A 24,733-nucleotide genomic window follows, 5' to 3' on the forward strand; every position below is an offset into this window, starting at 1 on the left:
TCCGAGGTCAAGCCTCGGCGTCCATGGCGTGGAGCTTTTCCACGCGGCGCCGGAAATCTTCGTCCTCGATGGCGAAGCGCGCCTGCAGGTAGGCGGTGATCAGGTCCGCCGCCAGCCAGGGGCCGACGATCTGCGCGCCGATGCACATGACATTGACGTCGTCGTGCTCCACCGATTGGTGGGCCGAGTGCACGTCATGGCAGACGGCGGCGCGGATGCCCTTCATCTTGTTGGCCGCGATCGACGCGCCGACGCCGGTGCCGCACACCATGATGCCGCGCTCGACTTCGCCGGCGACGATCTTCGCGGCTACCGCGCGCGCCACATCCGGGAAGTCGACCGGCTGGTCGTCATGGCTGCCGACGTCGACGACCTCATGGCCGAGCTTCTGGATGTGGTCGACGATGGCGCCTTTGAGCGCCCAGCCTGCGTGGTCCGATCCGATGACGAGACGCATGGAATTCTTTCTTCAGTAGTGGGTGGTTCAGGGAATCATGGCCGCCGGCAGGTCGCTGCCGTGGAACTTCTTGTAGATGGCGTTGAGCTTGCCGTTCTTGAGATTGGCCGTCACCCATTCGTTGAGCTTGGCGACCATGCGCTCCTCGCCTTTCTTCACGCCGACGGCGAGGTCGAGGTTGCGCAGGACGATCTTCTGCTCGAACGGGCGTTGCGGGTTCTTCGCGGTGATCTGATTCATGATCGTCACCGAAGTGGAGACGATGTCGGCCTGGCCGCTGACGCCCGCGGTGACCATCGTGGCGTCGTCGTCATAGCGCACGACCTTGAAGTCCTTGTCCTTCGCCATGGCGGTGAGCTCGGTGTCCTGCGTGGTGCCGCGCGTCACGGTGACGGACTTGCCTTTCAGGTCCGCCCAATCCTTGATCGGGAGATCCTTGCGGGCGCCGATCATCGACACCAGCGCGGCGTAGGGCTTCGAGAAGTCGATGACCTTCTGGCGCTCGGGCGTCACGGAGAGCGTCGAGACGACGATGTCGGCCTTTCCGGTCTGCAGGTTCGGGATGCGGGTGGCGCCGGTGGTCTGCACGAACTCCAACTCCAGGCCCCAATCCTTGGCCAGCAGTTGCGCGGTCTCGACGTCCGAGCCGGTCGGCTTGAGGTCCTTGTCGAGCATGCCCGACGGCGGGATCGAGAAGTCGGTCGCAATGCGAATCTTCTTGGCCTTCATGACATCGTCGAGCAGGTCCGCATGGGCGGCGCTGGCGAAAGTCAGGCACGCGGCGGCGAGCAGCGTGATCAGGGAATGGTGGGTCTTCATCGGTTTGTCTCCAGGGTCTTGGGTGAATGCGAGCCTTCAGAGCTCGCTGGCTACGAACTGCCGAAGTTCGGCGGTTTGGGGTGACGACAGGATCTCCGGGCCGCCGCGCTCCCAGACCCTGCCTCGGTTCATGAAGAGGATCTGGTCCGCGACCTTGCGCGCGAACGCCATCTCGTGCGTGACCATCACCATGGTCATGCCGCCGGCGGCCAGGTCCTCGATGACGCGCAGGACTTCGCCGGTGAGTTCGGGGTCGAGCGCCGAGGTCACTTCGTCGAACAGCATGACCTTGGGCTGCATCGCCAGCGAGCGGGCGATCGCGACGCGCTGCTGCTGGCCGCCAGACAACTGCTCGGGATAGCTGGCTGCCTTGTCCGCGAGGCCGACCTTGGCGAGCACCTCGTGCGCGATGGCGCGCGCCTCGCTCTTGGAGACGCCCTTGGCCGAGCGCGGCGCGAGCGTGATGTTCTGTTCGATCGTCAGGTGCGGAAAGAGGTTGTAGCTCTGGAAAACGATGCCCACGTCGAGCCGCAGCGCCTTGAGGTCGATGTCCGGAGCGTCGACGCGATGGCCGCAGACGACGATCTCGCCGCTGTCGATGCGTTCGAGCCGGTCGATGCAGCGCAGCGCCGTGCTCTTGCCCGATCCGCTGCGGCCGATGATGGCCGTGACCTGTCCGCGGTCGACCTCGAAGCCGACGCCTTCGAGCACCTTGAGTGCGCCGAAGCTCTTGTGGACGTCGTGCAGGCGAACGACCGGCGCCGAAGCGCCATCAGGGTTGCGTGAGGATGGGTTCATGGGAAGACAGTGAAGTCGGCGCGGCCGAAGCGGAGCCCGCGCGACGCTCGAGCCGGCGGCTCCAGACCGACAGCGGATAGCACAGCGCGAAGTAGAGCGCCGCGATCACGAGGTACACGATGAAGGGCTCGAAGATCGAGTTGTTGATGATCTGCCCCGAGCGGGCGAGCTCGACGAAGCCCACCACCGAGGCGAGCGAGGTGTTCTTGATGATCTGCACCATGAAGCCGACCGTGGGCGGCGTCGCCAGCCGCACGGCCTGCGGCAGCACGACCTTGACCATGCGCTGAGTCCGGCTCAGGGCGAGGCACTCGGCGGCTTCCCACTGCGGACGCGGCACCGCCTGGATCGCGGCACGCCAGATCTCGCCGAGGTAGGCCGACACGTAGATCGTCAGCGATGCGCCGGCCGCGGCCAGTGCCGACACCTTGATGCCCAGGGTCGGCAGGCCGAAGTAGGCGAGGAACATGATCACCAGCAGGGGCGAGCCCTGCACGAGCTGCACCCACAGGCCCATCGTGACGCGCACCGACCGGTGCGGCGAGACCCGCGCCAGCGCGACGATGAAGGCGCAGATGCCGCCGCCGACGAAGGCGATCAGGGAGAGGACCAGCGTCCACATCGCGCCCTGCAGCAGGAACCCGAAGTGATTGGCGTTGAAGGCGGTGGCGGTCATCACAGCGCGGTGCCCAGCCTGCGACGGCGCGGAAACAGCATCGCGCCCACGCCCCAGAAGCCGAGCCGCATGAGCAGGGACAACAGGATGTAGCCCGCGCCGATGATGACGAAGGTCTCCAGCGGCCGGTAGGTGTCGGACTGCACGTGGTTGGCGACTGCTGTGAGTTCCTCGACCGAGATCTGCGAGCAGATGGAGGAGGCGAGCATCAGCAGCACGAACTGGCTGGTCAGTGCCGGGTAGACGCGCTCCATGGCCGGCAGCAGCACGACATGCCAATAAACCTGGATGCGCGACAGGGCGAGGCACTCGGCGGCTTCGATCTGGCTGCGGTTCACCGAGTCGAAGCCGGCACGCATGATCTCAGTGGCGTAGGCGCCGGCATTGACCGCCAGCGCAATGACCGCCACCGTGAACGCGGACAGCGACATGCCCAGGCTCGACAGACCGAAGTAGACGAGGAAGATCTGCACCAGCAGCGGCGTGTTGCGGATCAGTTCCACGTAGGCGCCGCAGATGCGCGCCACCGTGGCGTTGCGGCCCCTGCGGCCGACGGCGCACAGCGTGCCGATGGCGAAGCCGGCGAGCGTTGCGACCAGCGCCAGTTGAATGGTGAGCCAGGCGCCTTCGACGAACAGCGGCCAGCGCTCGAGGACGACCCCGAAGTCCAGGTTGCTCACGCCGGTTCCTTGCGTGCAGGCGGGCGGCCGCGGGTTGCGGGCTCGGCTGCTGCATTGCGGCGGTATTCGTCGCCGATGCTGAAGTGCTTGCGCAGCACCTGGTCGGCGCGGTCCTCGTCACGCGAGACCAGCGCCTGGAAGATGCGGGCGTGGTCCTCGACCAGATACTGCTTCACGGCGGGATCGCCGCCCACGACGTCGCGGCGCTCGTGATGCGAGCGCATCAGCAAAGTCGCCATCGCGGCGTAGAGCTGCATCAGCGTCTCGGACCGGCTGGCGCGCACCAGCGCCGTGTGGAATTCGTAGTCGGCGCGGCTGCCCTCGTCGGAGTCGTTGACGGTGGCCTCGATGTGGTCGACCGCTGCGGCAATGCGCTCGAGATCGGACGTCGTTGCATGCCGGCACGCCAGGCGGATGGCCTGCACTTCGATCGCGATGCGCGCCTGCATGACGTCGTCGACGATGTCCGCCTGCTGCGCCATCGAGAAGGCGAAGAAGTCGCCGAGCACCGATACGTCGGGCTTGCGCACCACCGTGCCGACGCGCTCGCGGATCTCGACCACGCCGAGCATCGCCAGCGCCCGCAGCGCCTCGCGCACGATGGGGCGGCTCACGCCCAGTTGCAGGGCCAGTTCGCGCTCGGGAATCAGGCGGTCGCCCGAGCGGATGCTTCCTTCGAGAAGCCGGTCCCGCAGGAAAGCGAACACCTTGGCGAACCCGGTTCCTTCGGATTCGGGCGTGCGCGTGATCAAGGGTTGTGGAGGCCTTGTTGTCATGCCGTGGTTTTACCAGTGGGCAAACCAGAAGGCATCGGGGAATGTCCTCTAGGTGAGAACCCTTGGCAGGGGCCTACCAGCGCAAGGCGGTGGTGTGCACCGGCGCATCCCACAGGCGCTTGGCTTCGTCGTCCAGCGCGGTCACCGTGAGCGAAGCACCGGCCATTTCCAGCGAGGTCGTGTAGTTGCCGACCAGCGTGCGCACCACCTCCAGCCCTTCTTCCGCGAGCCGCTGGCGCGCGTGGTGGTGCAGAAGATAAAGCTCCATCAGGGGCGTGCCGCCGAGTCCGTTGACCAGCAGCAGCACCTCGCGGCCTCGCGCGAGCGACAGGTCTTTGAGGATCGGGTCGAGCAGCAGGTCGACGATGCCCGCCGCCGGCGCGAAAGGCATGCGCTGCCGGCCCGGCTCGCCGTGGATGCCCACGCCCAGCTCCATTTCCTGCTCGCCGATCTCGAAGGTCGCCACGCCCGATGCCGGCACGATGCAGCTGTTGAACGCCACGCCCATCGATGCCGTGCCGCCGTTGATGCGGTCGCCCAGCGCCTTGCAGTCGAACAGGTCTGCGCCGGCCTCGGCCGCGGCGCCCACCATCTTCTCGACGATCATCGTGCCCGCCACGCCGCGGCGGCCGCTCGCGTGCATCGAATGCTCGATGGCGACGTCGTCGTCGACCACCACCATCAGGTGATCGAGGTCGACCAGCATGTCGCTCGCCATCTGGAAGTTGAGGCGGTCGCCGGCGTAGTTCTTGACGATGAAGAGCACGCCGCGTCCGGCGTTCACGCTGTGCGCCGCGGCCAGCCACTGGTCGGGCGTGGGCGATGTGAACACTTGCCCCGGGCAGGCCGCGTCGAGCATGCCGAGACCCACGTAGCCCGTGTGCAGCGGCTCATGGCCCGAGCCACCGCCGGACACGACGGCGACCGCGTCGCGCTTGGGCACGCGCCGCGCGACGAAGGTCGGGTCGAACTCGACGCGCAGCAGATCCGCATGCGCCGAAGCCAGGCCCGACAGGCTTTCGACGATGGCATCGTCGACGTAGTTGATGAATTTCTTCATCGTGGTGTGTCCTCGAAGGAAGCTCGGTCAGGGAAGGGCATCGTGAGGCCGTGGGACGCGGCTGTCATGCGAGGTTTTCCGCAGTCAGGATGTCGACCCGCGGGTTGCTGACCGCCAGTGCCCCGCGCACGCCTTCGCACAGGGCGCGCAGCACGCGCGCGGCGGTGGTGACCGCGTAGTGCACGTCCTGGTGCAGCACGAAGCTCAGCGCGCCGGAGATCAGCATCGAGCGGTGCACATCCAGAAGGTCATGGGCCACCATGCCGAGCGAGGCGTCGTAGCCGTGTTCGGCCAGCGCGCGGTGCACGCCGTGGCTGCCGGGGCCGACGTTATAGACCGCCGTGAGGCGGCCACCCGTCGCTTGCGGATCGAGCGCCTCGCGCGCGCGCCGGTAGGCCTCGTCTTCCGATTCAGGCATGTCGTCCACGCGCAGCAGCTTCGCGCCCGCGAAGCGCTCCTCCAGCACCTGTGCGAAGCCGATGCCGCGGTCGATCTCGGCCGCATAGCGCGTGGCAGGCGAAAGCAGCGCGCAATGGCCCTGGCCGGCGGGCGCCTCGCGTCCCAGCAGCAGGCCGGCGGTGCGGCCGGCGGCGCGGTTGTCGGCGCCGATGAAGGTCTCGCGCATGGAGCCCGCGACATCGGAGAACAGCGTGACGACGTGCACGCCGGAGCGCACGAGTTCATTGACGGCGAGCTTCACCGCGGGTGTGTCCGGGGCGAGGAGTGCGACGCCGTCCATGTCCGACAGGCGCGCCAACTCGTCGGCGAACGCGGTGGGCTCGGTGGCGGACAGGCGGCGTGTGACCTCGGTGATGTGCTGGTGGCGGAAGTCGCCCGCTGCTTGCGCGATGACGCGGTCCACGAGGTCGAAGAAGCCGCGCCGTGCGGAGGGCAGCACGAAAGCGAAGCGGTAGCTGTCGGTAGAGCGCGGCCTGCCGCGCATCGGCGCGGCGGCGCCCAGGCCTTTCATCGCCTCGCGCACGCGCTGCACGGTGGCGGGATTGACGCCGGGGCGGTTGTTCAGCACGCGGTCGACGGTGGCGGTGCTGACGCCGGCTGTCTCGGCGATCTGGGTGATGGTGACGGAAGTAGCCAAACCTGAAAATAGCCTCAATAAATCAATCAGCAGTGTCGTCGAAGTCTGCCGCATCGCCTCCCCGGGCTATCCCGGACCGGCGAAGAATCGCATCACCCACGGTTGATGTCCTAGGGTTTGCATTGATTGATTTATTTAATGCTCTTTTTATTCTTCCATCAAGCCGAACCGCTGTCGCCGAGGGGCGGAGCGGGCGTAGGCCGGTAGGGCGCCTGACCGACGAATGGCGCATCCCTCTTCGCGGCGCGAGCCGCCTGTCCTCACACAGGAGATGAGCAATGAAGTGGTTGAACAAGCGATCGACTGTCGGCACTGCGCTCGTCGCGGCGCTGGCCCTGGCTTCGGGTGCGGCGCAGGCCCAGGCCAAGCAACTCACGCTGTGCTGGGCGGCCTGGGATCCGGCCAACGCGTTGGTCGAGCTCTCGAAGGACTTCACCGCCCAGACCGGCGTGCAGATGAAATACGAGTTCGTTCCCTGGCCCAACTTCGCGCAGCGCATGCTCAACGAGCTCAACTCCAAGGGCAAGCTCTGCGACCTGCTGATCGGCGACAGCCAGTGGATCGGTTCGGCCGCGACCGAGGGCCACTACATCCAGCTCAACGAGTTCTTCGACAAGAACGGGATCAAGATGAGCGACTTCATGCCGGCCACCGTCGAGGGCTATTCGACTTGGCCCAAGGGCACGAAGAACTACTGGGCGCTGCCCGCGATGGGCGATGCGGTGGCCTTCACGTACCGCAAGGACTGGTTTGCCAAGCCGGAGCTGCAGGCCGAGTTCAAGGCCAAGTACAACCGCGAGCTTGCGCCGCCGACCACCTGGGACGAACTGAAGCAGATCGGCCAGTTCTTCCAGAACCGCACCATCGACGGCAAGAAGGTCTACGGCGCCGCCATTTACACCGAGCGCGGGTCCGAAGGCATCACCATGGGCGTGACGAACACCATGTACGCCTACGGCATGCAGTACGACAACCCCAAGAAGCCGTATGACATGAAGGGCTACATCAATGGACCGGAGGCCGTGGCCGGACTCAAGTTCTACAAGGAACTCTTCGACTGCTGCACGCCACCCGGGCATTCCAACGCCTACATGACCGAGGACCTCGATTCCTACAAGTCGGGCCAGGTCGCGATGCAGATGAACTTCATCGCCTTCTTCCCCGGCATCGCGAAGGACCCGAACGTGGGCGGCGACAAGACCGGCTTCTTCACCATGCCCAAGGCCAAGATCGCCGCGGCGCAGTTGGGCGGGCAGGGCATCTCGGTCGTGAAGTACTCGGACAAGAAGGACCTGGCGCTCGACTACATCAAGTGGTTCGCGCAGCCTGCGGTTCAGCAGAAGTGGTGGGATGCGGGCGGCTTCTCGTGCCACAACGCGGTGCTCTCCAAGCCTGGATTCGACAAGAGCACTTCGTACGCGCCGGTGTTCCTCGACTCGATGAAGATCGTCAAGGACTTCTGGCAGGAGCCGACCTACGCGCAACTGCTGCTCGCGATGCAGAAGCGGACGCATGACTATGTGGTCGCAGGCAAGGGCACGCCGCAGGAAGCACTCGACGGCCTGCTCAAGGACTGGACCGAGGTGTTCAAGGAAGACGGAAAGATCAAGCCTTGACACTCGGCGCCGTCTCATGGCCTTCGTCCACATTGACAATACCGTGATACGCGGTGCGGAGAGCAAGAGCCGCCGGCTCCCCGGCCAGGGCCTCTCCGACCGCGCGCTGGCATGGCTCTTCGTCGGCCCGACGATCCTGCTGCTGCTGGCGTTCAACATCTTTCCGCTGATCTGGACGATCTGGCTGTCGTTCACCAACTTCCGCGCCAACCGGCCGGGCGCGGACGTGCTATGGGTCGGCATCAGCAACTACTCGCGGGTGCTCAACGACGAATCGATCTGGGAGAACATGCGCGCCACTGCGCACTTCCTCACCTGCTCGATCACGCTGCAGCTGCTGCTGGGCTTCGGCCTGGCGCTGATGCTCAACAGGCGCTTTCGCACGCACAGCTTCTGGAGCACCGCGATCCTGCTGCCGATGATGCTGGCGCCGGCCGTGGTCGGCACCTTCTGGAAATACTTCTTCGAGCCGCAGTACGGCATCTTCAACTACATCGTCAACTTCTTCCGCGCGCCCCTGGGGCTGGCGGGGAGCTTCACGATGCTGGGCGACACGACGCTCTCGCCCTGGGCCATCGTGCTGGTCGACACCTGGATGTGGACGCCCTACGTGATGCTGTTGCTGCTGGCCGGCCTGCGCTCGATCCCGCCTTATCTCTACGAGGCGGCCGAGATCGACCGCGCGAGCGAATGGACCAAGTTCTGGCGCATCACGCTGCCGATGGTGATGCCCTTCATCGTCCTGGCGGTGCTGTTCCGCGTGATCGAGAACTTCAAGATGTTCGACCTCGTGGACCAGCTCACCAACGGCGGGCCGGGCTCGGTCACCGAACTGGCGTCGATCAAGCTCAAGCGCGAGGCCTTCGAGAAGTGGCGCACGGGCTACAGCTCGGCGCTGGCGATCATCCTCTTCGTGTCGATTTACGGGCTCTCGCTCGTGACGGTGCGATTCCTCGACCGGGTGAAGCAGAGATGAAAAGTACCGTTCACTCGCCGCTCGATCCGACGTCGCGCGCGAAGACCTTTGCGGGCTTTGTCGTAGTCGCCTATGCGCTGATCTCCCTGATCCCGCTGGTGTGGATCCTCATGACCAGCTTCCGCACGCCGCAGGATTCGATCGCCTATCCGCCCCGGGTCATCACGCAGCCTTCCCTGATCGGATACGTCAACCTCTTCACCACGCGCTCGCGCGTCAGTTCGCAGGAGCTTGCGGCTCTGCCGCCGCCCGCCACGTGGTACGAAGGGCTGGTGCGCGAGCAGCAGATGATCCTCGCCGGTCCGTCGCGCTTCTCGGACCGCTACCTCAACTCGGTGCTGATCGGCTTCGGCTCGACCCTGCTCTCGGTCGTGCTGGGCACGCTGGCAGCCTATGCCTTCTCGCGCTTCAGGGTGCCGGGCAAGGACGACCTGCTGTTCTTCATCCTCTCGACGCGGATGATGCCGCCCATCGCGGTGGCGATACCGATCTACCTGATGTACCGCGCGGTCGGGTTCTCCGACACGCACCTCGGCCTGATCCTGCTCTACACGGTGGTGAATCTCTCGCTCGCGGTGTGGCTGCTCAAGGGCTTCATGGACGAAATTCCGCGCGAGTACGAAGAGGCCGCGATGGTCGACGGCTACACGCGCTTCCAGGCCTTCATCAAGGTGGTGCTGCCGCAGGCGGCCACGGGCATCGCGACGACCGCCATCTTCTGCCTGATCTTCGCGTGGAACGAATACGCCTTCGCGCTGCTGCTCACCAGCGGCACGGCCCAAACCTCTCCGCCTTTCATCCCGACCATCATCGGCGAGGGTGGGCTCGACTGGCCGGCGATGGCGGCGGGCACCACGCTGTTCCTGCTGCCGGTGCTGGTATTCACCATCCTGCTGCGCAAGCACCTGCTGCGCGGCATCACCTTCGGAGCGATTCGCAAATGAAAGCGTCGACAAGAAGCTGGCTGCGCCGCTCCCGCTGGGAGCCGGCCAGCATGGTGCTCATCGGACTCGGCCTGGTCATGCTGATGCAACCTTGGTCATTGGATATCTACAGCTACTCATTCGCGGTGCTGCTCGCGGGCGTGGCGGGCTATACCGTCGCGGGCAAGCTGCCCTGAGAGAACAGCATGGCCGAGATCCGCATCGAGAAACTGCACAAGCGCTTCAGCGATTTCGTCGCTGTACGCGATTCGACGCTGACGCTGGAAGACGGCAAGTTCGTCGTGCTGCTCGGCCCCTCGGGCTGCGGCAAGACGACCACGCTGCGCATGCTGGCGGGCCTCGAATTCCCGACCTCGGGCTCGATCACGCTTGCGGGCCAGGACGTGACCTACCTGCGCCCTCGCGAGCGCGACATCGCGATGGTGTTCCAGCTTTTCGCTCTCTACCCGCACCTCGGCGTGCGCGGCAACCTGGAGTTTCCGTTGCGCAACGAGGGATTGAAGCGCGCCGAGATCGACCGGCGCGTGGCGGACGCTGCGTCGATCCTGCGCATCGAGCATTTACTCGGCTCGCGCGTCGGCGGGCTCTCGGGCGGCGACCGGCAGCGCGTTGCGCTCGGCCGCGCTATCGTGCGACAGCCGCAGGCCTTCCTGATGGACGAGCCGCTTGGCACGCTCGATGCCGAATTCCGCGAGCTGATGTGCGTGGAATTGCGCAAGCTGCACGAGCGCCTGAAGACCACCACCGTCTTCGTCACGCACGACCAGAACGAGGCGATGGCGCTGGCCGATCACATCGTCGTGATGAACCAGGGCGACATCCTGCAGGCCGACGAGCCCGGCGCCATCTACAACTTTCCGAGCTGCATGTTCGTGGCGCGCTTCATCGGCCGGCCGCCGATGAACTTCGTGCCCATTGCGGGCGCGGTGCGCGCGGGCGATGCGTCGGTGTCGCTGGCAGGCGCCATGGTGGACGTGCCGCGCATCGAGGCCGACTCGGCCACCGCCGTGCTCGGCGTGCGGCCGGAGCACGTCAGCGTCGGAGTGGAGGGCGGCGGGATGCCGGCCGAGGTGCGGCACGTGGAGTACTTCGGATCGCACTGGGTCGCCGACCTTGCGACCGCGGCCGGCGTGCTGAAGGCGGTGATCGACAAGGCACAGCGCCCCGTTCCCGGCGACCGCGTTGTCATCGGCTTCCATACCGACCGGCTGGTGCTCTTCGACGCCGCCAGCGAACAACTGCTCCCCAGCGCGACGACGCGCCTGCACCTGGAGGCGAAACGCCATGGCCAGCATTGAACTTGCCGGCATCAGCCGGTCGTTCGGCGACGTCAAGGCGGTCGTGGACCTGAGCGTCAGCGTCGCTGACGGGGAGTTCGTGGTGCTGCTCGGGCCGAGTGGTGCGGGCAAGACCACCACGCTGCGGCTCATCGCCGGGCTGGAGCGGCCGGATGCGGGCCGCATCCGCATGGACGGGCGTGACATCACCGACAGCCTGCCGGCGAGCCGTGACTGCGCCTTCGTGTTTCAGCAGTACTCGCTCTATCCGCACCTTTCGGTGTTCGACAACCTGGCCTTCCCCTTGCGCTCGCCGCTGCGGCGCAGCGAGCCGGCCGAGGTGAAGCGCCGCGTGGAGGAAGTGGCCGCGATGTTGCACATCGAGGGCAAGCTCGCGCGGCGCGCCACGGAACTCTCCGGCGGCGAGATGCAGCGCGTGGCGATCGGCCGCGCGCTGGTGCGGCGTCCCCGGGTCTTCCTGATGGACGAGCCGCTGTCTTCCCTCGACGCGCAGCTGCGAGAGGAACTGCGCGTGGAATTGCGCCGCCTGCAGCGCAGCACCGGCGCGACCGTGATCTACGTGACGCACGACCACGTGGAAGCCACCACCATGGCTGATCGCATCGGCATCCTCGAGGGCGGCGTGCTGCAGCAGGTGGGGACGCCCCTGGAGGTCTACGGTGATCCGCACACGCTGCCGGTGGCACAGCGCCTGGGTTCGCCGGCCATCAACGTTCTGCCCGCAGAGTGGTTCGACGGGCGCGCGCCCGTCGGCACCGCGCATGTCGCGATCCGCCCAGAGGACGTGCGCCTGTCGCCCGATGGCGAGGCGCCGGGTTTTCAGGTCATCGAGTGCTCGCTCGTCAAGCACCAGCTCGTGGCCGAGCGGCACGGCGTGGAGGTGCACGCGCGCGTGATGCTCGACGAGCCGCTCGCGCCGGGTTCCCAGGCGCGCTTCGGCTTTCCGGCCGAGCACTGTCTTTTCTTCGACGCGGCCGGTCGCCGTATTGGAATGCCATGAACACGCAACACATCATCGGGGCGCTGGAGGCGGTCCAAGCGTCGATCCTCGCCAACGAAAGCCAGATCGAATCGCTGGACCGCGCCATCGGCGACGGAGACCATTTCATCAACGTGCGCCGCGGCTGCGACGTGCTGATGGCGCTGCGCGACGAGCTGGCGCCGCTGCCGCCTGCAGCGGCCTTCGGCAAGATCGGCATCAAGCTGCTGTCCACCATCGGCGGCGCGTCCGGCCCGCTGATATCGAGCTTCTTCATCGCGATGGGCAAGAGCTTGAACGGTGTCGCGGAGCCCGATCGCCGGCAATTCGCCGCTGCCTTCGTCGCGGGCGTGGAAGCCATCAAGAGCCGCGGCAAGGCCGACCTGGGCGAGAAGACGATGCTCGATGTGCTGATCCCCGTGTCGCGGATGCTGCAGCGGCTGGCCGACGAGGGCGCGCCGCTGCCCGAGCTATGCGAGCAGCTCACGGCCGAGGCGCACCGCAACATGCTCGCCACGCGCGACATGACGGCGACCAAGGGACGCGCGTCCTTCCTCGGCGAACGCGCGCTCGGCCATATCGACCCCGGCTCGAAGACCTGCGAAGTCGCCATCACCGCCGTGTGCGAAACGCTCAAGGAGACCGCATGAAGAAGTTTGTCAACGACGTGGACACCATGCTGCGCGAGTCGCTCGGCGGCATGGTGGAGGCGCATCCGCAGTTGCTGCGCGTCGAGTTCGAGCCGACCTTCGTCGCGCGGCACGAAGCCGCGACGAACAAGGTGGCGTTGATCTCCGGAGGAGGCTCGGGCCACGAGCCCTTGCATGCTGGCTTCGTTGGGCGCGGCATGCTCGACGCCGCCTGTCCCGGCCAGGTCTTCACCAGCCCGACGCCCGACCAGATGCTGGCCGCCGCGGCCGCCACCGAATCGGGCAAGGGCGTGCTCTTCATCGTGAAGAACTACGCCGGCGACGGCATGAACTTCCAGATGGCGAGCGAGATGCTGGAAATCGACAACGCCACCGTGCTTGTGAACGACGATGTGGCGGTGGAGAACTCCACCCACACTACCGGCCGCCGCGGCGTGGCCGGCACGCTGGTGGTCGAGAAGGCGGTCGGCGCCGCGGCAGAGCAGGGCGCGACGCTCGCCGAGTGCAAGCTGCTGGGCGATCGCGTGAACGCGGCGACCGCCTCGATGGGCGTGGCCTTCACGAGCTGCACGGTCCCTGCGGCGGGACGGCCGACCTTCGACATCGGCCCGGACGAGATCGAGATCGGCGTCGGCATCCACGGCGAGCCGGGCCGGCGCCGCGCGACGCACATGCCGGCCAACGAGATCGTGCGGCTGCTGATGGATGCGATCCTCGGCGATCTGAAGCCCAAGGCGGGGCGTGAAGTGCTGTTGCACGTCAACGGCTTCGGCGGCACGCCACTGATGGAGCTGTACCTGCTGCACCACGCGGCCAGCACGCGCCTGAAGGCCGATGGGCTCGCGCCGGTGCGCTCGTTGGTCGGCAACTACACGACCTCGCTCGACATGGCGGGCGCATCGCTGACCGTGACGCTGCTCGATGACGAGCTCAAGGCCTTGTGGGACGCGCCTGTGCACACGGCGGCCTTGCGCTGGTAGCCGAACCGGCCGTGCGGCCGCGGCCCGGCAATGTGGAGAATCGCTCCCCATTCCGATCGGCTGGACCGCCGCTGGAGCAAGGACGACCATGTACTACGCCATCGTTGCCGCACTGATGCTTGTCTTTCCGCTGGCATCGATCCTTGTCGATGTCGCCATGCATCAGGCGCAGCCCGGGTGGTTCCTTGTCGGCAAGTGGTTCGTCTTCTGGGCCGTGGGCGTGCGGCTTTTCCTGGCCGGGCTGCGGCAGATGCTGCAGCCGCGGTACACGGCCGAAAAGATTCTCGGCATCGGGGGCGACGACGTCCTGCTAGTGGTCCGGGAGCTGGGCTTCGCGAACGCGGCCATCGGCATCGTGGGGATTCTCAGCATCGTTGCCACGGGATGGGTCGCCGCGGCGGCCCTTGCGGGTGGCATCTTCTATGGACTGGCTGGCATCAACCACGCGTTGCAGGGCCATCGCAACAGGCTTGAAAACGTGGCGATGGCCTCCGACCTTTTCGCGGCGGTGGTTCTGCTCGGCTATTGCATCTGGGCAGCGACGCGATAGTCAACATCATGCGCGGAATTCGATCCGAGGCCTGAGCCCCTAGAGCAACCGGGAGATCTCGCTCGCCGAGGCAAGCAGCGCGGGCAGCATCGTTTCCTGCATTACCTTCGCGCTGGTGCGGTTGGCCTGGCCGCTGATATTGAGCGCGGCCACCGCACGGCCGGCGCGGTCCACGATCGGCGCGGCGATCGAGACCAGGCCTTCTTCCAGTTCCTGGTTGACGAGGCACCAGCCTTGCCGCCGTGCCTGCACCACCTTGGCGAAGAGCGCGTCGACGTCGGTCACCGTGTGCTTGGTGAGGGCTTCGCGGTTCGATGCCGCAAGCCGCGCGTGGATCTCCTCGTCCTTGAGTTCGGCCAGCAGCAGGCGGCCCATCGACGTGCAGTACGCCGGAAGGCGCGAGCCCACACCGAGGCTGATGCTCATGATCTTGTGCGTCGGCACGCGCATCACATAGACGATATCGGTCGCTTCGAGCACGGCGGCCGAGCATGACTCCTGCACCTTCCGTACCAGCGCTTCCATCACCGGCTCGGCGCGGTTCCAGATCGGCATCGACGAGAGGTACGCGAAGCCCAGGTCCAGGATGCGCGCCGTGAGGCTGAAGAGCCTGCCGTCGCTCTCCACGTAGCCCAGCGTCTGCAAGGTCAGCAGGATGCGGCGCGCGCCGGCGCGAGTGAGTCCGCTCGCGGCGGCGACCTCGCTGAGCGTCTGGCGCGGGGCGCTCGCGCTGAACGACCGGATCACCTGAAGCCCCCGCGCGAAGGACTGCACGTAGCTGTCGCCGGGCGAGGGTGAAACGGGGTGTGTCTCCTGAGTTGCCATCGGAAGTGTTCTCCTCTAGAATTCATTATACGAACAACTGTTCGGTGTGCGAACAAATCGCAGAGAGCAGTTCCAGTCGGACAATCTGCAAGCCAAGGCGTTCGGCTTTCCTTCTTCCTTCCCGGAGACAGATTTCATGATCAACAAGATCGCTCGTTCGGTCGCTGATGCCATGGCCGGCATCCAGGACGGCTCCACGGTGCTGATCGGCGGCTTCGGCACCGCCGGCATTCCCAATGAACTCATCGACGGCCTGATCGAACAGGGCGCCAAGGACCTCACCGTCGTCAACAACAACGCGGGCAATGCCGAGGTCGGACTGGCAGCGCTGCTGAAGGCTGGCCGCGTGCGCAAGATCATCTGCAGCTTTCCGCGGCAGGCGGACAGCCAGGTGTTCGACGGCCTCTATCGCTCCGGGAAGCTCGAACTCGAACTCGTGCCCCAGGGCAACCTCGCCGAGCGCATCCGCGCTGCCGGTGCCGGCATCGGCGCCTTCTTCTGCCCGACCGGCTTCGGCACGCAACTGGCGGGCGACCGCGAGACGCGCGAGATCGACGGCAAGCAGTTCGTGCTGGAGTACCCGATTCGTGGCGACATTGCGCTGATCAAGGCCGAGCAGGGCGATCGCTGGGGCAACTTGACCTATCGCAAGGCTGCGCGCAACTTCGGTCCGGTGATGGCGATGGCTGCCGATCGCACGATCGCCACCGTGCACGAGATCGTCGAGTTGGGCGAGATGGACCCCGAGACCATCGTGACGCCCGGCATCTTCGTCAACAAGATCGTGAAGATCGAGCGCGTCGCCACGCAGGCCGGCGGCTTCAAGAAGGCAGCATGACCATGAGCAACTACACACGCCGCACCAAGGACCAGCTCGCAGCGCGCGTCGCGCAGGACATCTTCGACGGCGCCGTCGTCAATCTCGGCATCGGCCAGCCCACGCTGGTGGCCAACCACCTGCCGGCCGGCCGCGAAGTCATTCTGCACAGCGAGAACGGCATCCTCGGCATGGGCCCCGCGCCCGCCGAAGGACAGGAGGACTACGACCTCATCAACGCCGGCAAGCAGCCGGTCACGCTGCTTCCGGGCGGCGCGTTCTTCCACCATGCCGACAGCTTCGCGATGATGCGCGGCGGCCACCTCGACATCTGCGTGCTCGGCGCTTTCCAGGTCTCCGCCACCGGCGACCTCGCGAACTGGAGCACGGGCGAGGAAGGCGCCATCCCCGCTGTTGGCGGCGCGATGGATCTGGCCATCGGGGCCAAACAGACCTGGGTCATGATGGATTTGCTCACCAAGAAGGGCGAGAGCAAGATCGTTGCTGAATGCACCTATCCGCTGACCGGCATCGGCTGCGTGAAGCGCGTGTATTCGGATCTCGCGACCATCGAATGCACGCCGTCGGGGCTGAAGCTGATCGACAAGGTCGAAGGCCTCGAGCACGCCGAACTCGAAAAGCTGATCGGTCTGCCGATCGCCATCTGACAACGGAACAGAGAGACACACCATGACGAACCAAGCCTTCATCTGCGACGCCGTTCGCACCCCCTTCGGCCGCTACGGCGGTTCGCTCTCCAGCGTGCGCGCTGACGACCTGGGCGCAGTGCCGCTCAAGGCCCTGATGGAACGAAACAAGAATGTCGACTGGCAAGCCGTGAGCGACGTGCTCTTCGGCTGCGCCAACCAGGCGGGCGAGGACAACCGCAACGTCGCTCGCATGTCCGCGCTGCTCGCGGGCTTGCCGCTCGAAGTCGGTGGCGGCACCATCAACCGCCTGTGCGGTTCGGGGCTGGATGCAGTCGGCACCGCGGCCCGCGCCATCAAGGCGGGCGAGTCCGGCCTGATGATCGCCGGCGGCGTCGAGAGCATGAGCCGCGCACCCTTCGTGATGCCCAAGGCCGAAAGCGCCTTCGGCCGCGCTAACGCCGTGTACGACACCACGATCGGCTGGCGCTTCGTCAATAAGTTGATGAAGGCTCAGTACGGCGTCGACTCGATGCCTGAGACGGCGGAGAACGTCGCGACCGACTACAAGATCGAGCGTGAGGCGCAGGACCGCATGGCGCTCGCATCGCAGCAGCGTGCAGTCGCTGCGCAGAAGTCGGGCTTCTTCGATGCGGAGATCGTGCCGGTCACCGTGGCTCAGAAGAAGGGAGATCCGATCGTGGTCTCCAAGGACGAGCATCCGCGCGACACCAGCCTGGAAGCGCTCGCCAAGCTCAAGGGCGTGGTTCGCCCCGACGGCAGCGTGACGGCCGGCAATGCCAGCGGCGTAAACGACGGCGCCGCTGCGCTGCTGCTCGCCGACGAAGCGAATGCGGCCAAGTACGGCCTCACGCCGCGTGCTCGCGTCGTGGGCATGGCGACTGCCGGCGTGCCGCCGCGCGTCATGGGCATCGGCCCGGCGCCCGCGACCGAGAAGGTGCTCAAGCTCACCGGCCTGAAGCTCGATCAGATCGACGTGATCGAACTCAATGAAGCCTTCGCCGCCCAGGGCCTCGCCGTGCTGCGCCTGCTCGGTCTGAAGGACGACGACGCGCGCGTCAACATCAACGGCGGCGCGATCGCACTGGGCCACCCGCTGGGCGCCAGCGGTGCGCGTCTTGCCACCACCGCCATCAACCAGCTCCACAAGGGCGGCGGCCGCTACGCGCTGTGCACGATGTGCATCGGCGTGGGGCAGGGCATCGCGGTCATCCTCGAGCGCGTCTGATCGTCTGATTCCATCCGCAGGCCTGGGCGCGCGTCGCGTGTGTCCGGGCTTTGCCGCGTGTGCGTGCTTGCAGGCCGCCGCGCGCCTCCGTTTTCTTCACTCGTTCACGGGCCTCGATGCCCAAGGAAATTTCATGTTCTTCAGATTGCCTTCCCAGCGTCGTCAACTCGGTGTCGCAGCGCTTGCGCTCGCGGCTGCCGCCTTGCTGCCGGTCACGGCCAGCGCGCAGCAGTTCCCGACCAAGCCGGTGCGCATCATCACGCCGTTTCCCGTGGGTGGCGGCCCGGACGGCGTTGCACGTCTCGTCGCGGACAAGCTGTCGCGATCCTGGGGGCAACCGGTGGTGGTCGAGAACCGGCCGGGCGGCAATGGCTTCATCGCGATCGACGCGTTCAAGCGCGGCGCCAAGGACGGGCATGACCTGATCGTGCTCGACAACGTGCACCTGGCCGCGTATCCGGCGCTGTTCAAGAAGCTGCCCTACGACGCGGGCAAGGACTTCGACACGCTGCTGCCGCTGTTCAAGACCTACTTCTTCTTCACGGTGCCGACCAACAGCAAGTACAAGACGGTCGGTGATCTGATCGCCGACGCCAAGGCGAATCCCGGCAAGCTGAACTACGGTTCCTGGTCGGTCGGCAATCCCGTGCACCTGGGGTCGGAACTGTTCGAATCGGCCACCGGCACACAGATGGAGCACGTGATCTACAAGGAAACGACGCAGCTCTACACCTCGGTCGCCACCGGTGAACTGGCCTTCGCGCTCGGCAGCAGCGCCACGGCCGGGCCGCTGCAGCGCGCGGGCAAGGTGCGCTTCCTGGCGGTGGCTGCACCCCAGCGCGTCTCCGCGTTCCCGGACGTGCCGACGGTGGCTGAGTCGGGCGGTCCGAAGGGCTTCGAAGTCACCGGCTGGAACGCCATCGCAGCGCCCAAGGGCCTGCCGGCGGCGGTCACCGACAAGATCAAGCGCGACATCGAGAAGGCACTCGCGGAACCGGACGTGCTGGAAAAGTTCAAGAGCTTCGGCTACGAGCCCTTCCCGCAGACGCGCGATCAGTTCAACCAGTTCGTGCAGAGCGAGACGCAGCGCTTCGGCGACGTGATCCGCAAGGCCAACGTCTCGCTCGACTAGGCGTCTTCCCAATGACCTTCAGATCGCTATCGTCGCGTCGTCAACTCGGTCTTGCCGCCTTCGCGCTGGCGGCCGATGCCTTGCTGCCATTCACGGCCAGCGCACAGCAATTTCCGAACAAGCCGATCCGTATCGTCGTACCGTTCACCCCCGGTGGCGGCAACGACGTGTTCGCGCGCCAGATGGCCAAGAGCCTCGGCGAGCTTCGCAATCAGGGCGTCGTGGTCGAGAACAAGCCCGGTGCGGGCGGCAACCTCGGCACCGAATACGTGGTGAGAAGCGCGCCGGACGGCACGACCTTGCTGCTGGGGCATTCGGGCACGGTGTCGATCAACCCCGCGCTCTACAGGCAGCTGAAGTACGACACGCAGAAGGACCTCGTGCCGGTCGCGATGTTCGCGTCTTCGGCCTTGCTGCTGGTCGTCCCGGCAAGCTCGCCGGTGAAGACGGTGGCCGATCTTGTGGCCGCCGCGAAGGCAGAGCCCGGAAAGATCAACTACGCATCCAGCGGGAGCGGCACCGGTGGTCATCTCACCGGCGAGATGTTCGGGCAGAAGGGCGGCGCGAAGATCAGCCATATCCCCTACAAGGGCACGGCGCCTGCGTTGACCGATCTGGTGGGCGGGCAGGTACAGATGATGTTCAGCGTCATCCCGCCTGCATTGGCGCTGGTCAAGAGCGGGCGCCTGCGCGCGGTGGCTGTCACTGGAAGCAAGCGGCTGCCGTCGTTGCCGGATGTGCCGACCGTGGCGGAGTCCGGCGTGCAGGGCCTCGCGAAGTTCGAGAGCACCTTGACCTACGGCATCCTCGCGCCGCGCAGTACGCCCCAAGCGTTCGTCAAGGAACTGTCGGGCCAGATGCTCAAGGTCGCGGCGACCGAAGAGTTCCAATCGAGGCTCGGCGTCGAAGGCGCGGTGCCTCTCCTGGGCGGGAGCTCCGAGTACGCGGCGCTGATCCGCAAGGAGAGCGCCCAGTGGGCCGAGATCATCAAGGTCTCCGGTGCCACCGTGGAGTGAGCTTCATCCGGCTTCCGATGCGGCGCCTTGCCATACGAGGGTCGCTGCGGCGAGGTCTTCGAGCGCACTGCCGACGGCCTTGAACACGGTGCGTTCCGAAGGCGAGAGCCTGCCGGGTCGCTCGCCCCGGCAGAGCTGCGCCAGCGTCGCCTGGATGCCTTCCGGCGTGAGCGCATTCGCGGCGAATGCATCGAGCAGGTCTCCGGCTTTGGTCGGCGCCTCTTCTGTGTCGACAAACACACGCGCATCGGCGAAGCAGGAGGGATGGGCCTCCTTCATCGCGGGTGTGAAGCTGCCGATCAGGTCGAGGTGCGATCCGGGCGCGAGCCACTCGCCGCGAACCAGCGGTGCGGTGGCGAGCGTCGCGCAGCTCACGATGTCGGCGGTGCGCACCCCGGCGGCCAAGTCTTCGACGGCGTCCGCATCCCAACCCGCGTGTCGCCATTCGGTTGCCAGTGCTCGCGCGCCCTCGGGCCGGTGGTTCCAGACGCGTACCTTGCGGATCGAGCGCGTGCTCGCATGCGCGGCCGGCAGCAGGCGCGCGACACGTCCGGTGCCGAGTACCAGCAGCGTGGATGCATCCTTGCGCGAGAGGTACGACGCACCCAGCGCCGACGCCGCGGCCGTTCGATGGGCCGTGATCTCGTTGCCATCGAGTTGCGCCAGCGGCACGCCCGTGTGCGCGTCGTACAGCACATAGGTCGCATGCAGCCCAGGCAAGCCGCGTGCGCCATTGCCGGGGAAGATGTTGATGGTCTTGATGCCGAGGTAGCCGGCGTCGCTCCACGCCGGCATGATCAGCACGGTGCCCCGGTCGCTGCCGGCTTCCACGGCATGCACATGGCGTGGCGGCACCGTCGCGTCGCCGGCAAAAGCGTCGCGCAATGCGGGAACGAGTCGTTCAAAGTTCAGATGTGCGCGGGTCTGGTCGGCGTCGAGGATCTTCATGCGTGGACAATGTAGCTTTCCCGCAGCTGCGTCCCGCTTCGTTTTGAATCTCCCCATCATCACCGACCTGCATTTCTATGCAGTCGCCGTTCCCGCCGTGCTCATGCTCGGCGTCAGCAAGAGCGGCTTCGGCGCCGGCTTCGGCTCTCTCGCTGTTCCGCTCATGGCGCTGGCCGTCACCGTGCCGGAGGCGGCGGCTATCCTGATGCCGGTGCTGTTGTTCATGGATCTGCTGGGCATCGCGGCCTTTCGCCGGGACTTCGATCGCCGGCTCTTGCTGTTTCTCATTCCCTGCGGTCTTGTAGGCACGGTGATCGGGACGCTTCTCTTCAAGGTGCTGCCGGCGCACGCGGTGGCGGGCATCGTCGGCGTCTTCACGCTGCTGTTCCTCGCGCAGCGGGTGCTGTTCCCGCCGCGGCCGAGCGACCCCTTGCCGTCGAAGACGGCCGGCGCGGTGCTGACGACCATCAGCGGCTTCACCAGCTTCATCGCGCATGCAGGCGGGCCGCCGGTTACCGCGTACGTCGTTCCGCTGCGGCTCTCGCCGGTGGCCTACACGGCGACCATGGCCTACTTCTTCTTCGTCGTGAACCTGAGCAAGTGGGTGCCCTATGCATGGCTGGGCCTGCTCGACTGGCGCAACATGGCGACCTCGCTCGTGCTGCTGCCGATCGCGCCGCTGGGTGTGTGGGTGGGCATTCGCATCGCCCGCCGCATCGATCCCGTCTGGTTCTATCGCTTCGTCTACCTCGGCATGCTGCTGACGGGACTCAAGCTGACCTGGGACGGATTCATCGCCTGATCCAGACGATGTAATGCAAACCTCTACGATTGCCGCGATTCCCGGGCGTGTGCAGAATTTCGCCATGCCTGCACCGTCAACGACGCCCGCCGCTCTCCAGGACGACGAACTCCAGAACCTCGCGTCGGAGTGGCGCATCCGCGCCATGCAGGGTGACCAACTCGCGCATCGCCTGGCCCAGGCACTCGAGGCGGAGCAGCGCCGCCGCATCCGCGACACGGGACTGCAAACGCTGCCGCCGGCGGCGTCGCCGAATCCGGCGCCGTGGTGGAAGTTCTGGTGACGCGCGCGTGCACGCATGATCTCCATCGACTTCGGAATCGGCCTCGCGCTGTTGAGCCTCTTCGGCGCGACCTTTCTTTCCAATCTTCTGGCGCGTCGGCGCGACAAGGCCCGCGAGTTCGATCCGATCACGCGCGAGGCGCGAGATCTTCTTCTGCGTGAGCGTGCCAGGCCGATTCCGCTGTGCCCCTCGCTCGGTCCCGAGCACTGGGCACACCTCGAAGCCGTGCAGCCGGGTTGGCGGCGCAGGGGTTTCGTGGCTGCGAAGGCGCGCTATACGGACGCGCGCAGCGCCTTTTCTCGCCAGGCTTTCAATGGCGAGCTGTACTACCCCGATCCGAAGCTGATCGTCGGCGCCGTGGACGAAGTGCTGGTGCTCACCGAGCGCTTCTAGCCCCTCCGAGGCTCGGCTAGTGGTAGATCTTCTGCAACAGGCGGATCAGCGTCTCGCGCTCGCGTGAGGTCAGCCGCGCGCTGGCGTCCGCTTCGAGCTGCACCACCGTCTGCTCGGCCTCGCGCACCAGTTCCTCGCCGGCCGGCGTCAGGTAGAGGCCAATGGCGCGGCCATCATGCGGATGGGGTCGGCGCTCGATCAGCCCGCGGCTGTCCATGCCGGCGATCAGGCTCACCAGGTTGGGCGGCAGGATGTCCAGCGTGGAGCACAGTTGTCGCGATGTGGCCCCCGGGTTGTGCGCCAGCAGCGACAGTACCGAGAAGTCGACCTGCTTGAGCCCGTAGGCAGCCATGCGCTCCGCGAACACCTGGCTGACGATCAGCCACGCGCGGCGGGCGTTATAGCCGACGAGCGCTTCGAGCACGCGGGTGTCCAGCCGATCGGATCGCGGCGCCTGGGTGGGGGCCGTGGGAATGGATTTCTTGCGGGAGACTGCCATGACCCCGAGCGTAACTGCGTTCAGGGCCGTCGGGAGACTCTCAGGCGACGGTCTGTGCGGTGACCGACTCGCAGGCCCGCTTGACGATGCCGAGCCGCATCTCGAACTCCGGCAGTGCCCAGCGACGGAAGGCCGCAGCAGGAGCGGACCACCGGGCGTCGCCAGGGGCAGCGTGTTCGATGCGCGCCCAGGCCCAGGCGAGCAGGGTGAGCATCACGACGCGCAGGTAGTCGTCGGCGACCTCGAAGGGCAGCGCCGCATCGGCGTGCGCGGCCATCGCGATCGTGGTGGTGAGGTAGCGCAATTGCGCCAGACGGCGCTGCACGTCGGCGTCGATCTCGCGCGAGGCGTCGAGCTCGTCGCGCAGTTCGATCAGCACGGCCGACATGCCGGTGCCGCCATCGGCCAGCACCTTGCGCACCAGCAGGTCGATGGCCTGGATCTCGTTCGTGCCCTCGTAGATCATCGTCACGCGTGAATCGCGCACGACCTGTTCGATGCCCCATTCGCGCACATAGCCGTGGCCGCCGAAGACCTGCAGGCATTCGCTCGCGCCCTGGAAGGCCTGCTGCGTACAGGCCGCCTTCAGCACAGGCGTGATGAGCGCGCACCAGCGCTGGGCGCGCTCGCGCACCTTGGGGTCGATGTCGTGGCGTGCCACATCGAGCTGGACGGCGGTGCGGTAGGCGACCACGCGGGCACCATCGATCCAGGCGCGCTGGGTGTCGAGGATGCGGCGGATGGCCGGATGCTCCGCCACGAGGTCGGCCGGCTCGCCGCCGCGGCTGGCAGGTGCCGGGCCGGGGGCGCGCATCTGACGCCGTTCGTGCGCATAGGCGTCGGCCTTTTGCCAGGCCGCGTCGAGCAGGCCGATGCCCTGCAGCGCGACGTGCAGACGCGCAGCATTCATCATCACGAACATCGCGGCCAGACCGCGATTCGGTTCGCCGATCAGCCAGCCGGTGGCATCGTCGAAGCGCATCACGCAGGTCGAGCTGCCGTGCAGGCCCATCTTTTCCTCGATGCGCTCGCAATGCACCGCGTTGCGCGAACCGTCGTGCAGCACCTTGGGTACGAGCGCCAGCGAGAGGCCCTTGGGGCCGGCCGGGGCATCGGGCAAGCGACACAGCACCAGGTGAACGATGTTGTCGGTGAGGTCGTGCTCGCCGCCCGAGATGAAGATCTTGCCGCCGGCCACGCGATAGCTGCCGTCGGCCTGCGCAACTGCGCGCGTGCGCACCTGGCCCAGGTCGCTGCCGGCATGGGCTTCGGTCAGGCACATGGTCGCGAGCCATTCGCCGGTGGCGATCTTCGAGAGGTAGCGCTGCTTCAGTTCGTCGCTGCCGTGGTGCTTGAGGCATTCGTAGGCGCCATGCAGCAAGCCCGGCGCCATGGTGAGCCCGTGATTGGCCGCGCTGAGCCATTCGAAGAGAACGGCTTCGAGGACGGCGGGCAGGCCCTGGCCGCCGTCTTCGGTCGCGGCGGAGAGTGCGAGCCAGCCGCCTTCGACGAGGGCGCCATAGGCCTCGCGGAAGCCCGGTGGCGTGATGACCTGGCCGTCGACGAAGCGGCAACCGACCTCGTCGCCGGTCCGGTTCAATGGCGCGATGACTTCGGCGACGAACTTGCCGGCCTCGTCGAGGACCTGCGCCTGCAGCGCGTCATCGACCTCCGCGAACGGTGGCAAGGCACGGAGACGCGGAGCGGCACCGAGCACCGTGTCCAACAAGAAGCTCACGTCATCGGGGCGAGGCTGGTAGTTCATCG

Annotated in this window: 29 protein-coding genes; 17 read left to right on the forward strand and 12 right to left on the reverse strand. The window is 66.5% G+C overall.

What is annotated here, in order from left to right; all coding sequences use genetic code 11:
* Window positions 1-7 precede the first annotated feature (7 nt).
* The 8 genes from rpiB to QTI24_RS14105 all read right to left on the reverse strand — a co-directional run bounded on the left by rpiB (window position 8) and on the right by QTI24_RS14105 (window position 6,362).
* Entirely contained in the window at window positions 8-457 is a 450-nt protein-coding gene (gene rpiB, locus QTI24_RS14070; RefSeq protein WP_286601217.1) for a ribose 5-phosphate isomerase B, read from the reverse strand.
* A 27-nt stretch (window positions 458-484) separates the two neighbouring features.
* On the reverse strand, window positions 485-1,276 hold the full coding sequence (locus QTI24_RS14075; RefSeq protein WP_286601218.1) for a transporter substrate-binding domain-containing protein: 792 nt from the start codon (window positions 1,274-1,276) through the stop codon (window positions 485-487).
* A 36-nt stretch (window positions 1,277-1,312) separates the two neighbouring features.
* The gene (locus tag QTI24_RS14080; RefSeq protein ID WP_286601220.1) at window positions 1,313-2,074 is read right to left on the reverse strand and encodes an amino acid ABC transporter ATP-binding protein; all 762 of its coding nucleotides are present in this window, start codon (window positions 2,072-2,074) and stop codon (window positions 1,313-1,315) included.
* Window positions 2,049-2,750 (reverse strand): amino acid ABC transporter permease, encoded by a 702-nt coding sequence (locus tag QTI24_RS14085; RefSeq protein WP_286601221.1) that lies wholly within the window; start codon window positions 2,748-2,750, stop codon window positions 2,049-2,051. The genes QTI24_RS14080 and QTI24_RS14085 overlap by 26 nt, the downstream gene beginning before the upstream one ends.
* Window positions 2,750-3,430 carry an amino acid ABC transporter permease gene (locus QTI24_RS14090; protein WP_286601222.1) on the reverse strand — a complete coding sequence of 227 codons (681 nt, stop codon included), beginning with the start codon at window positions 3,428-3,430 and terminating at the stop codon, window positions 2,750-2,752. Before QTI24_RS14090 ends, QTI24_RS14085 begins: the two co-directional genes overlap by 1 nt.
* Window positions 3,427-4,206 carry a FadR/GntR family transcriptional regulator gene (locus QTI24_RS14095; RefSeq protein ID WP_286601223.1) on the reverse strand — a complete coding sequence of 260 codons (780 nt, stop codon included), beginning with the start codon at window positions 4,204-4,206 and terminating at the stop codon, window positions 3,427-3,429. The genes QTI24_RS14090 and QTI24_RS14095 overlap by 4 nt, the downstream gene beginning before the upstream one ends.
* 73 nt (window positions 4,207-4,279) lie before the next feature.
* Window positions 4,280-5,266, reverse strand: a complete 987-nt coding sequence (gene dhaK / locus QTI24_RS14100; protein ID WP_286601224.1) for a dihydroxyacetone kinase subunit DhaK — start codon at window positions 5,264-5,266, stop codon at window positions 4,280-4,282.
* 64 nt (window positions 5,267-5,330) lie between these two features.
* Window positions 5,331-6,362 carry a LacI family DNA-binding transcriptional regulator gene (locus QTI24_RS14105; RefSeq protein WP_286601225.1) on the reverse strand — a complete coding sequence of 344 codons (1,032 nt, stop codon included), beginning with the start codon at window positions 6,360-6,362 and terminating at the stop codon, window positions 5,331-5,333.
* A gap of 278 nt (window positions 6,363-6,640) precedes the next feature.
* On the opposite strand from QTI24_RS14105, the gene QTI24_RS14110 reads away from it, so the two are divergent.
* The 9 genes from QTI24_RS14110 (at window position 6,641) to QTI24_RS14150 (ending at window position 14,355) form a co-directional block, all read left to right on the forward strand.
* Window positions 6,641-7,978 (forward strand): ABC transporter substrate-binding protein, encoded by a 1,338-nt coding sequence (locus QTI24_RS14110; RefSeq protein ID WP_286601226.1) that lies wholly within the window; start codon window positions 6,641-6,643, stop codon window positions 7,976-7,978.
* 16 nt (window positions 7,979-7,994) lie between these two features.
* Window positions 7,995-8,954, forward strand: a complete 960-nt coding sequence (locus tag QTI24_RS14115; RefSeq protein WP_286601227.1) for a carbohydrate ABC transporter permease — start codon at window positions 7,995-7,997, stop codon at window positions 8,952-8,954.
* Window positions 8,951-9,898 (forward strand): carbohydrate ABC transporter permease, encoded by a 948-nt coding sequence (locus QTI24_RS14120; protein WP_286601228.1) that lies wholly within the window; start codon window positions 8,951-8,953, stop codon window positions 9,896-9,898. The genes QTI24_RS14115 and QTI24_RS14120 overlap by 4 nt, the downstream gene beginning before the upstream one ends.
* On the forward strand, window positions 9,895-10,074 hold the full coding sequence (locus tag QTI24_RS14125; RefSeq protein ID WP_286601229.1) for a hypothetical protein: 180 nt from the start codon (window positions 9,895-9,897) through the stop codon (window positions 10,072-10,074). The genes QTI24_RS14120 and QTI24_RS14125 overlap by 4 nt, the downstream gene beginning before the upstream one ends.
* Before the next feature lie 9 nt (window positions 10,075-10,083).
* Window positions 10,084-11,196: an ABC transporter ATP-binding protein gene (locus QTI24_RS14130; RefSeq protein WP_286601230.1), complete on the forward strand. Its 1,113-nt coding sequence runs from the start codon at window positions 10,084-10,086 to the stop codon at window positions 11,194-11,196.
* Window positions 11,183-12,196 (forward strand): ABC transporter ATP-binding protein, encoded by a 1,014-nt coding sequence (locus tag QTI24_RS14135; RefSeq protein ID WP_286601232.1) that lies wholly within the window; start codon window positions 11,183-11,185, stop codon window positions 12,194-12,196. Before QTI24_RS14130 ends, QTI24_RS14135 begins: the two co-directional genes overlap by 14 nt.
* Window positions 12,193-12,825, forward strand: coding sequence for a dihydroxyacetone kinase subunit DhaL (gene dhaL / locus QTI24_RS14140; RefSeq protein WP_286601234.1), 633 nt, complete (start codon window positions 12,193-12,195; stop codon window positions 12,823-12,825). Before QTI24_RS14135 ends, dhaL begins: the two co-directional genes overlap by 4 nt.
* Entirely contained in the window at window positions 12,822-13,805 is a 984-nt protein-coding gene (dhaK, locus tag QTI24_RS14145) for a dihydroxyacetone kinase subunit DhaK (RefSeq protein ID WP_286601235.1), read from the forward strand. Before dhaL ends, dhaK (QTI24_RS14145) begins: the two co-directional genes overlap by 4 nt.
* Window positions 13,806-13,893: 88 nt before the next feature.
* Window positions 13,894-14,355 (forward strand): DUF6790 family protein, encoded by a 462-nt coding sequence (locus QTI24_RS14150; protein ID WP_286601236.1) that lies wholly within the window; start codon window positions 13,894-13,896, stop codon window positions 14,353-14,355.
* A gap of 39 nt (window positions 14,356-14,394) precedes the next feature.
* On the opposite strand, the gene QTI24_RS14155 is transcribed toward QTI24_RS14150, so the two are convergent.
* Window positions 14,395-15,180, reverse strand: a complete 786-nt coding sequence (locus QTI24_RS14155) for an IclR family transcriptional regulator domain-containing protein (RefSeq protein ID WP_286601237.1) — start codon at window positions 15,178-15,180, stop codon at window positions 14,395-14,397.
* Window positions 15,181-15,316: 136 nt separating this feature from the next.
* Here QTI24_RS14155 and QTI24_RS14160 point away from each other — a divergent pair, with 136 nt between their 5' ends.
* From QTI24_RS14160 to QTI24_RS14180, 5 genes are all read left to right on the forward strand, one after another.
* Entirely contained in the window at window positions 15,317-16,018 is a 702-nt protein-coding gene (locus QTI24_RS14160) for a 3-oxoacid CoA-transferase subunit A (protein ID WP_286601238.1), read from the forward strand.
* 2 nt (window positions 16,019-16,020) lie between these two features.
* The gene (locus QTI24_RS14165; protein ID WP_503011259.1) at window positions 16,021-16,665 is read left to right on the forward strand and encodes a 3-oxoacid CoA-transferase subunit B; all 645 of its coding nucleotides are present in this window, start codon (window positions 16,021-16,023) and stop codon (window positions 16,663-16,665) included.
* Window positions 16,666-16,687: 22 nt separating this feature from the next.
* Window positions 16,688-17,893, forward strand: coding sequence for a 3-oxoadipyl-CoA thiolase (pcaF, locus tag QTI24_RS14170; protein WP_286601240.1), 1,206 nt, complete (start codon window positions 16,688-16,690; stop codon window positions 17,891-17,893).
* A gap of 133 nt (window positions 17,894-18,026) precedes the next feature.
* Window positions 18,027-19,025, forward strand: coding sequence for a Bug family tripartite tricarboxylate transporter substrate binding protein (locus tag QTI24_RS14175; protein ID WP_286601241.1), 999 nt, complete (start codon window positions 18,027-18,029; stop codon window positions 19,023-19,025).
* 11 nt (window positions 19,026-19,036) lie between these two features.
* Window positions 19,037-20,041, forward strand: coding sequence for a Bug family tripartite tricarboxylate transporter substrate binding protein (locus QTI24_RS14180; protein WP_286601243.1), 1,005 nt, complete (start codon window positions 19,037-19,039; stop codon window positions 20,039-20,041).
* 3 nt (window positions 20,042-20,044) lie between these two features.
* Here QTI24_RS14180 and lhpI read toward each other — a convergent pair whose 3' ends face one another.
* Entirely contained in the window at window positions 20,045-20,989 is a 945-nt protein-coding gene (gene lhpI, locus QTI24_RS14185; protein WP_286601244.1) for a bifunctional Delta(1)-pyrroline-2-carboxylate/Delta(1)-piperideine-2-carboxylate reductase, read from the reverse strand.
* Between the two features lie 43 nt (window positions 20,990-21,032).
* On the opposite strand from lhpI, the gene QTI24_RS14190 reads away from it, so the two are divergent.
* The 3 genes from QTI24_RS14190 to QTI24_RS14200 all read left to right on the forward strand — a co-directional run bounded on the left by QTI24_RS14190 (window position 21,033) and on the right by QTI24_RS14200 (window position 22,467).
* A complete protein-coding gene (locus tag QTI24_RS14190) occupies window positions 21,033-21,791 on the forward strand; it encodes a sulfite exporter TauE/SafE family protein (protein ID WP_286601246.1) in 759 nt (252 codons plus the stop codon).
* Window positions 21,792-21,855: 64 nt separating this feature from the next.
* The gene (locus tag QTI24_RS14195) at window positions 21,856-22,074 is read left to right on the forward strand and encodes a hypothetical protein (RefSeq protein WP_286601247.1); all 219 of its coding nucleotides are present in this window, start codon (window positions 21,856-21,858) and stop codon (window positions 22,072-22,074) included.
* 15 nt (window positions 22,075-22,089) lie between these two features.
* Window positions 22,090-22,467 carry a hypothetical protein gene (locus QTI24_RS14200; protein ID WP_286601249.1) on the forward strand — a complete coding sequence of 126 codons (378 nt, stop codon included), beginning with the start codon at window positions 22,090-22,092 and terminating at the stop codon, window positions 22,465-22,467.
* A gap of 16 nt (window positions 22,468-22,483) precedes the next feature.
* On the opposite strand, the gene QTI24_RS14205 is transcribed toward QTI24_RS14200, so the two are convergent.
* The gene (locus QTI24_RS14205; protein WP_286601250.1) at window positions 22,484-22,966 is read right to left on the reverse strand and encodes a MarR family winged helix-turn-helix transcriptional regulator; all 483 of its coding nucleotides are present in this window, start codon (window positions 22,964-22,966) and stop codon (window positions 22,484-22,486) included.
* Between the two features lie 40 nt (window positions 22,967-23,006).
* Window positions 23,007-24,731, reverse strand: a complete 1,725-nt coding sequence (locus QTI24_RS14210) for an acyl-CoA dehydrogenase family protein (RefSeq protein WP_286601251.1) — start codon at window positions 24,729-24,731, stop codon at window positions 23,007-23,009.
* Between the last annotated feature and the right edge of the window lie 2 nt (window positions 24,732-24,733).

Origin of the sequence: Variovorax sp. J22P240 (assembly GCF_030316855.1) — a bacterium.
GTDB lineage: Bacteria > Pseudomonadota > Gammaproteobacteria > Burkholderiales > Burkholderiaceae_C > Variovorax.

Coding starts and splice junctions, on each gene's coding strand:
- QTI24_RS14195 (WP_286601247.1), top strand. CDS start 21,856: ATGCCTGCACCGTCAACGACGCCCGCCGCTCTCCAGGACGACGAACTC.
- QTI24_RS14165 (WP_503011259.1), top strand. CDS start 16,021: ATGAGCAACTACACACGCCGCACCAAGGACCAGCTCGCAGCGCGCGTC.
- lhpI (WP_286601244.1), bottom strand. CDS start 20,989: ATGAAGATCCTCGACGCCGACCAGACCCGCGCACATCTGAACTTTGAA.
- dhaK (WP_286601235.1), top strand. CDS start 12,822: ATGAAGAAGTTTGTCAACGACGTGGACACCATGCTGCGCGAGTCGCTC.
- QTI24_RS14125 (WP_286601229.1), top strand. CDS start 9,895: ATGAAAGCGTCGACAAGAAGCTGGCTGCGCCGCTCCCGCTGGGAGCCG.
- QTI24_RS14135 (WP_286601232.1), top strand. CDS start 11,183: ATGGCCAGCATTGAACTTGCCGGCATCAGCCGGTCGTTCGGCGACGTC.
- QTI24_RS14095 (WP_286601223.1), bottom strand. CDS start 4,206: ATGACAACAAGGCCTCCACAACCCTTGATCACGCGCACGCCCGAATCC.
- QTI24_RS14210 (WP_286601251.1), bottom strand. CDS start 24,731: ATGAACTACCAGCCTCGCCCCGATGACGTGAGCTTCTTGTTGGACACG.
- pcaF (WP_286601240.1), top strand. CDS start 16,688: ATGACGAACCAAGCCTTCATCTGCGACGCCGTTCGCACCCCCTTCGGC.
- QTI24_RS14175 (WP_286601241.1), top strand. CDS start 18,027: ATGTTCTTCAGATTGCCTTCCCAGCGTCGTCAACTCGGTGTCGCAGCG.
- dhaK (WP_286601224.1), bottom strand. CDS start 5,266: ATGAAGAAATTCATCAACTACGTCGACGATGCCATCGTCGAAAGCCTG.
- QTI24_RS14130 (WP_286601230.1), top strand. CDS start 10,084: ATGGCCGAGATCCGCATCGAGAAACTGCACAAGCGCTTCAGCGATTTC.
- QTI24_RS14150 (WP_286601236.1), top strand. CDS start 13,894: ATGTACTACGCCATCGTTGCCGCACTGATGCTTGTCTTTCCGCTGGCA.
- QTI24_RS14080 (WP_286601220.1), bottom strand. CDS start 2,074: ATGAACCCATCCTCACGCAACCCTGATGGCGCTTCGGCGCCGGTCGTT.
- QTI24_RS14155 (WP_286601237.1), bottom strand. CDS start 15,180: ATGGCAACTCAGGAGACACACCCCGTTTCACCCTCGCCCGGCGACAGC.
- QTI24_RS14180 (WP_286601243.1), top strand. CDS start 19,037: ATGACCTTCAGATCGCTATCGTCGCGTCGTCAACTCGGTCTTGCCGCC.
- rpiB (WP_286601217.1), bottom strand. CDS start 457: ATGCGTCTCGTCATCGGATCGGACCACGCAGGCTGGGCGCTCAAAGGC.
- QTI24_RS14075 (WP_286601218.1), bottom strand. CDS start 1,276: ATGAAGACCCACCATTCCCTGATCACGCTGCTCGCCGCCGCGTGCCTG.
- QTI24_RS14120 (WP_286601228.1), top strand. CDS start 8,951: ATGAAAAGTACCGTTCACTCGCCGCTCGATCCGACGTCGCGCGCGAAG.
- QTI24_RS14115 (WP_286601227.1), top strand. CDS start 7,995: ATGGCCTTCGTCCACATTGACAATACCGTGATACGCGGTGCGGAGAGC.
- QTI24_RS14160 (WP_286601238.1), top strand. CDS start 15,317: ATGATCAACAAGATCGCTCGTTCGGTCGCTGATGCCATGGCCGGCATC.
- QTI24_RS14110 (WP_286601226.1), top strand. CDS start 6,641: ATGAAGTGGTTGAACAAGCGATCGACTGTCGGCACTGCGCTCGTCGCG.
- dhaL (WP_286601234.1), top strand. CDS start 12,193: ATGAACACGCAACACATCATCGGGGCGCTGGAGGCGGTCCAAGCGTCG.
- QTI24_RS14200 (WP_286601249.1), top strand. CDS start 22,090: ATGATCTCCATCGACTTCGGAATCGGCCTCGCGCTGTTGAGCCTCTTC.
- QTI24_RS14205 (WP_286601250.1), bottom strand. CDS start 22,966: ATGGCAGTCTCCCGCAAGAAATCCATTCCCACGGCCCCCACCCAGGCG.
- QTI24_RS14085 (WP_286601221.1), bottom strand. CDS start 2,750: ATGACCGCCACCGCCTTCAACGCCAATCACTTCGGGTTCCTGCTGCAG.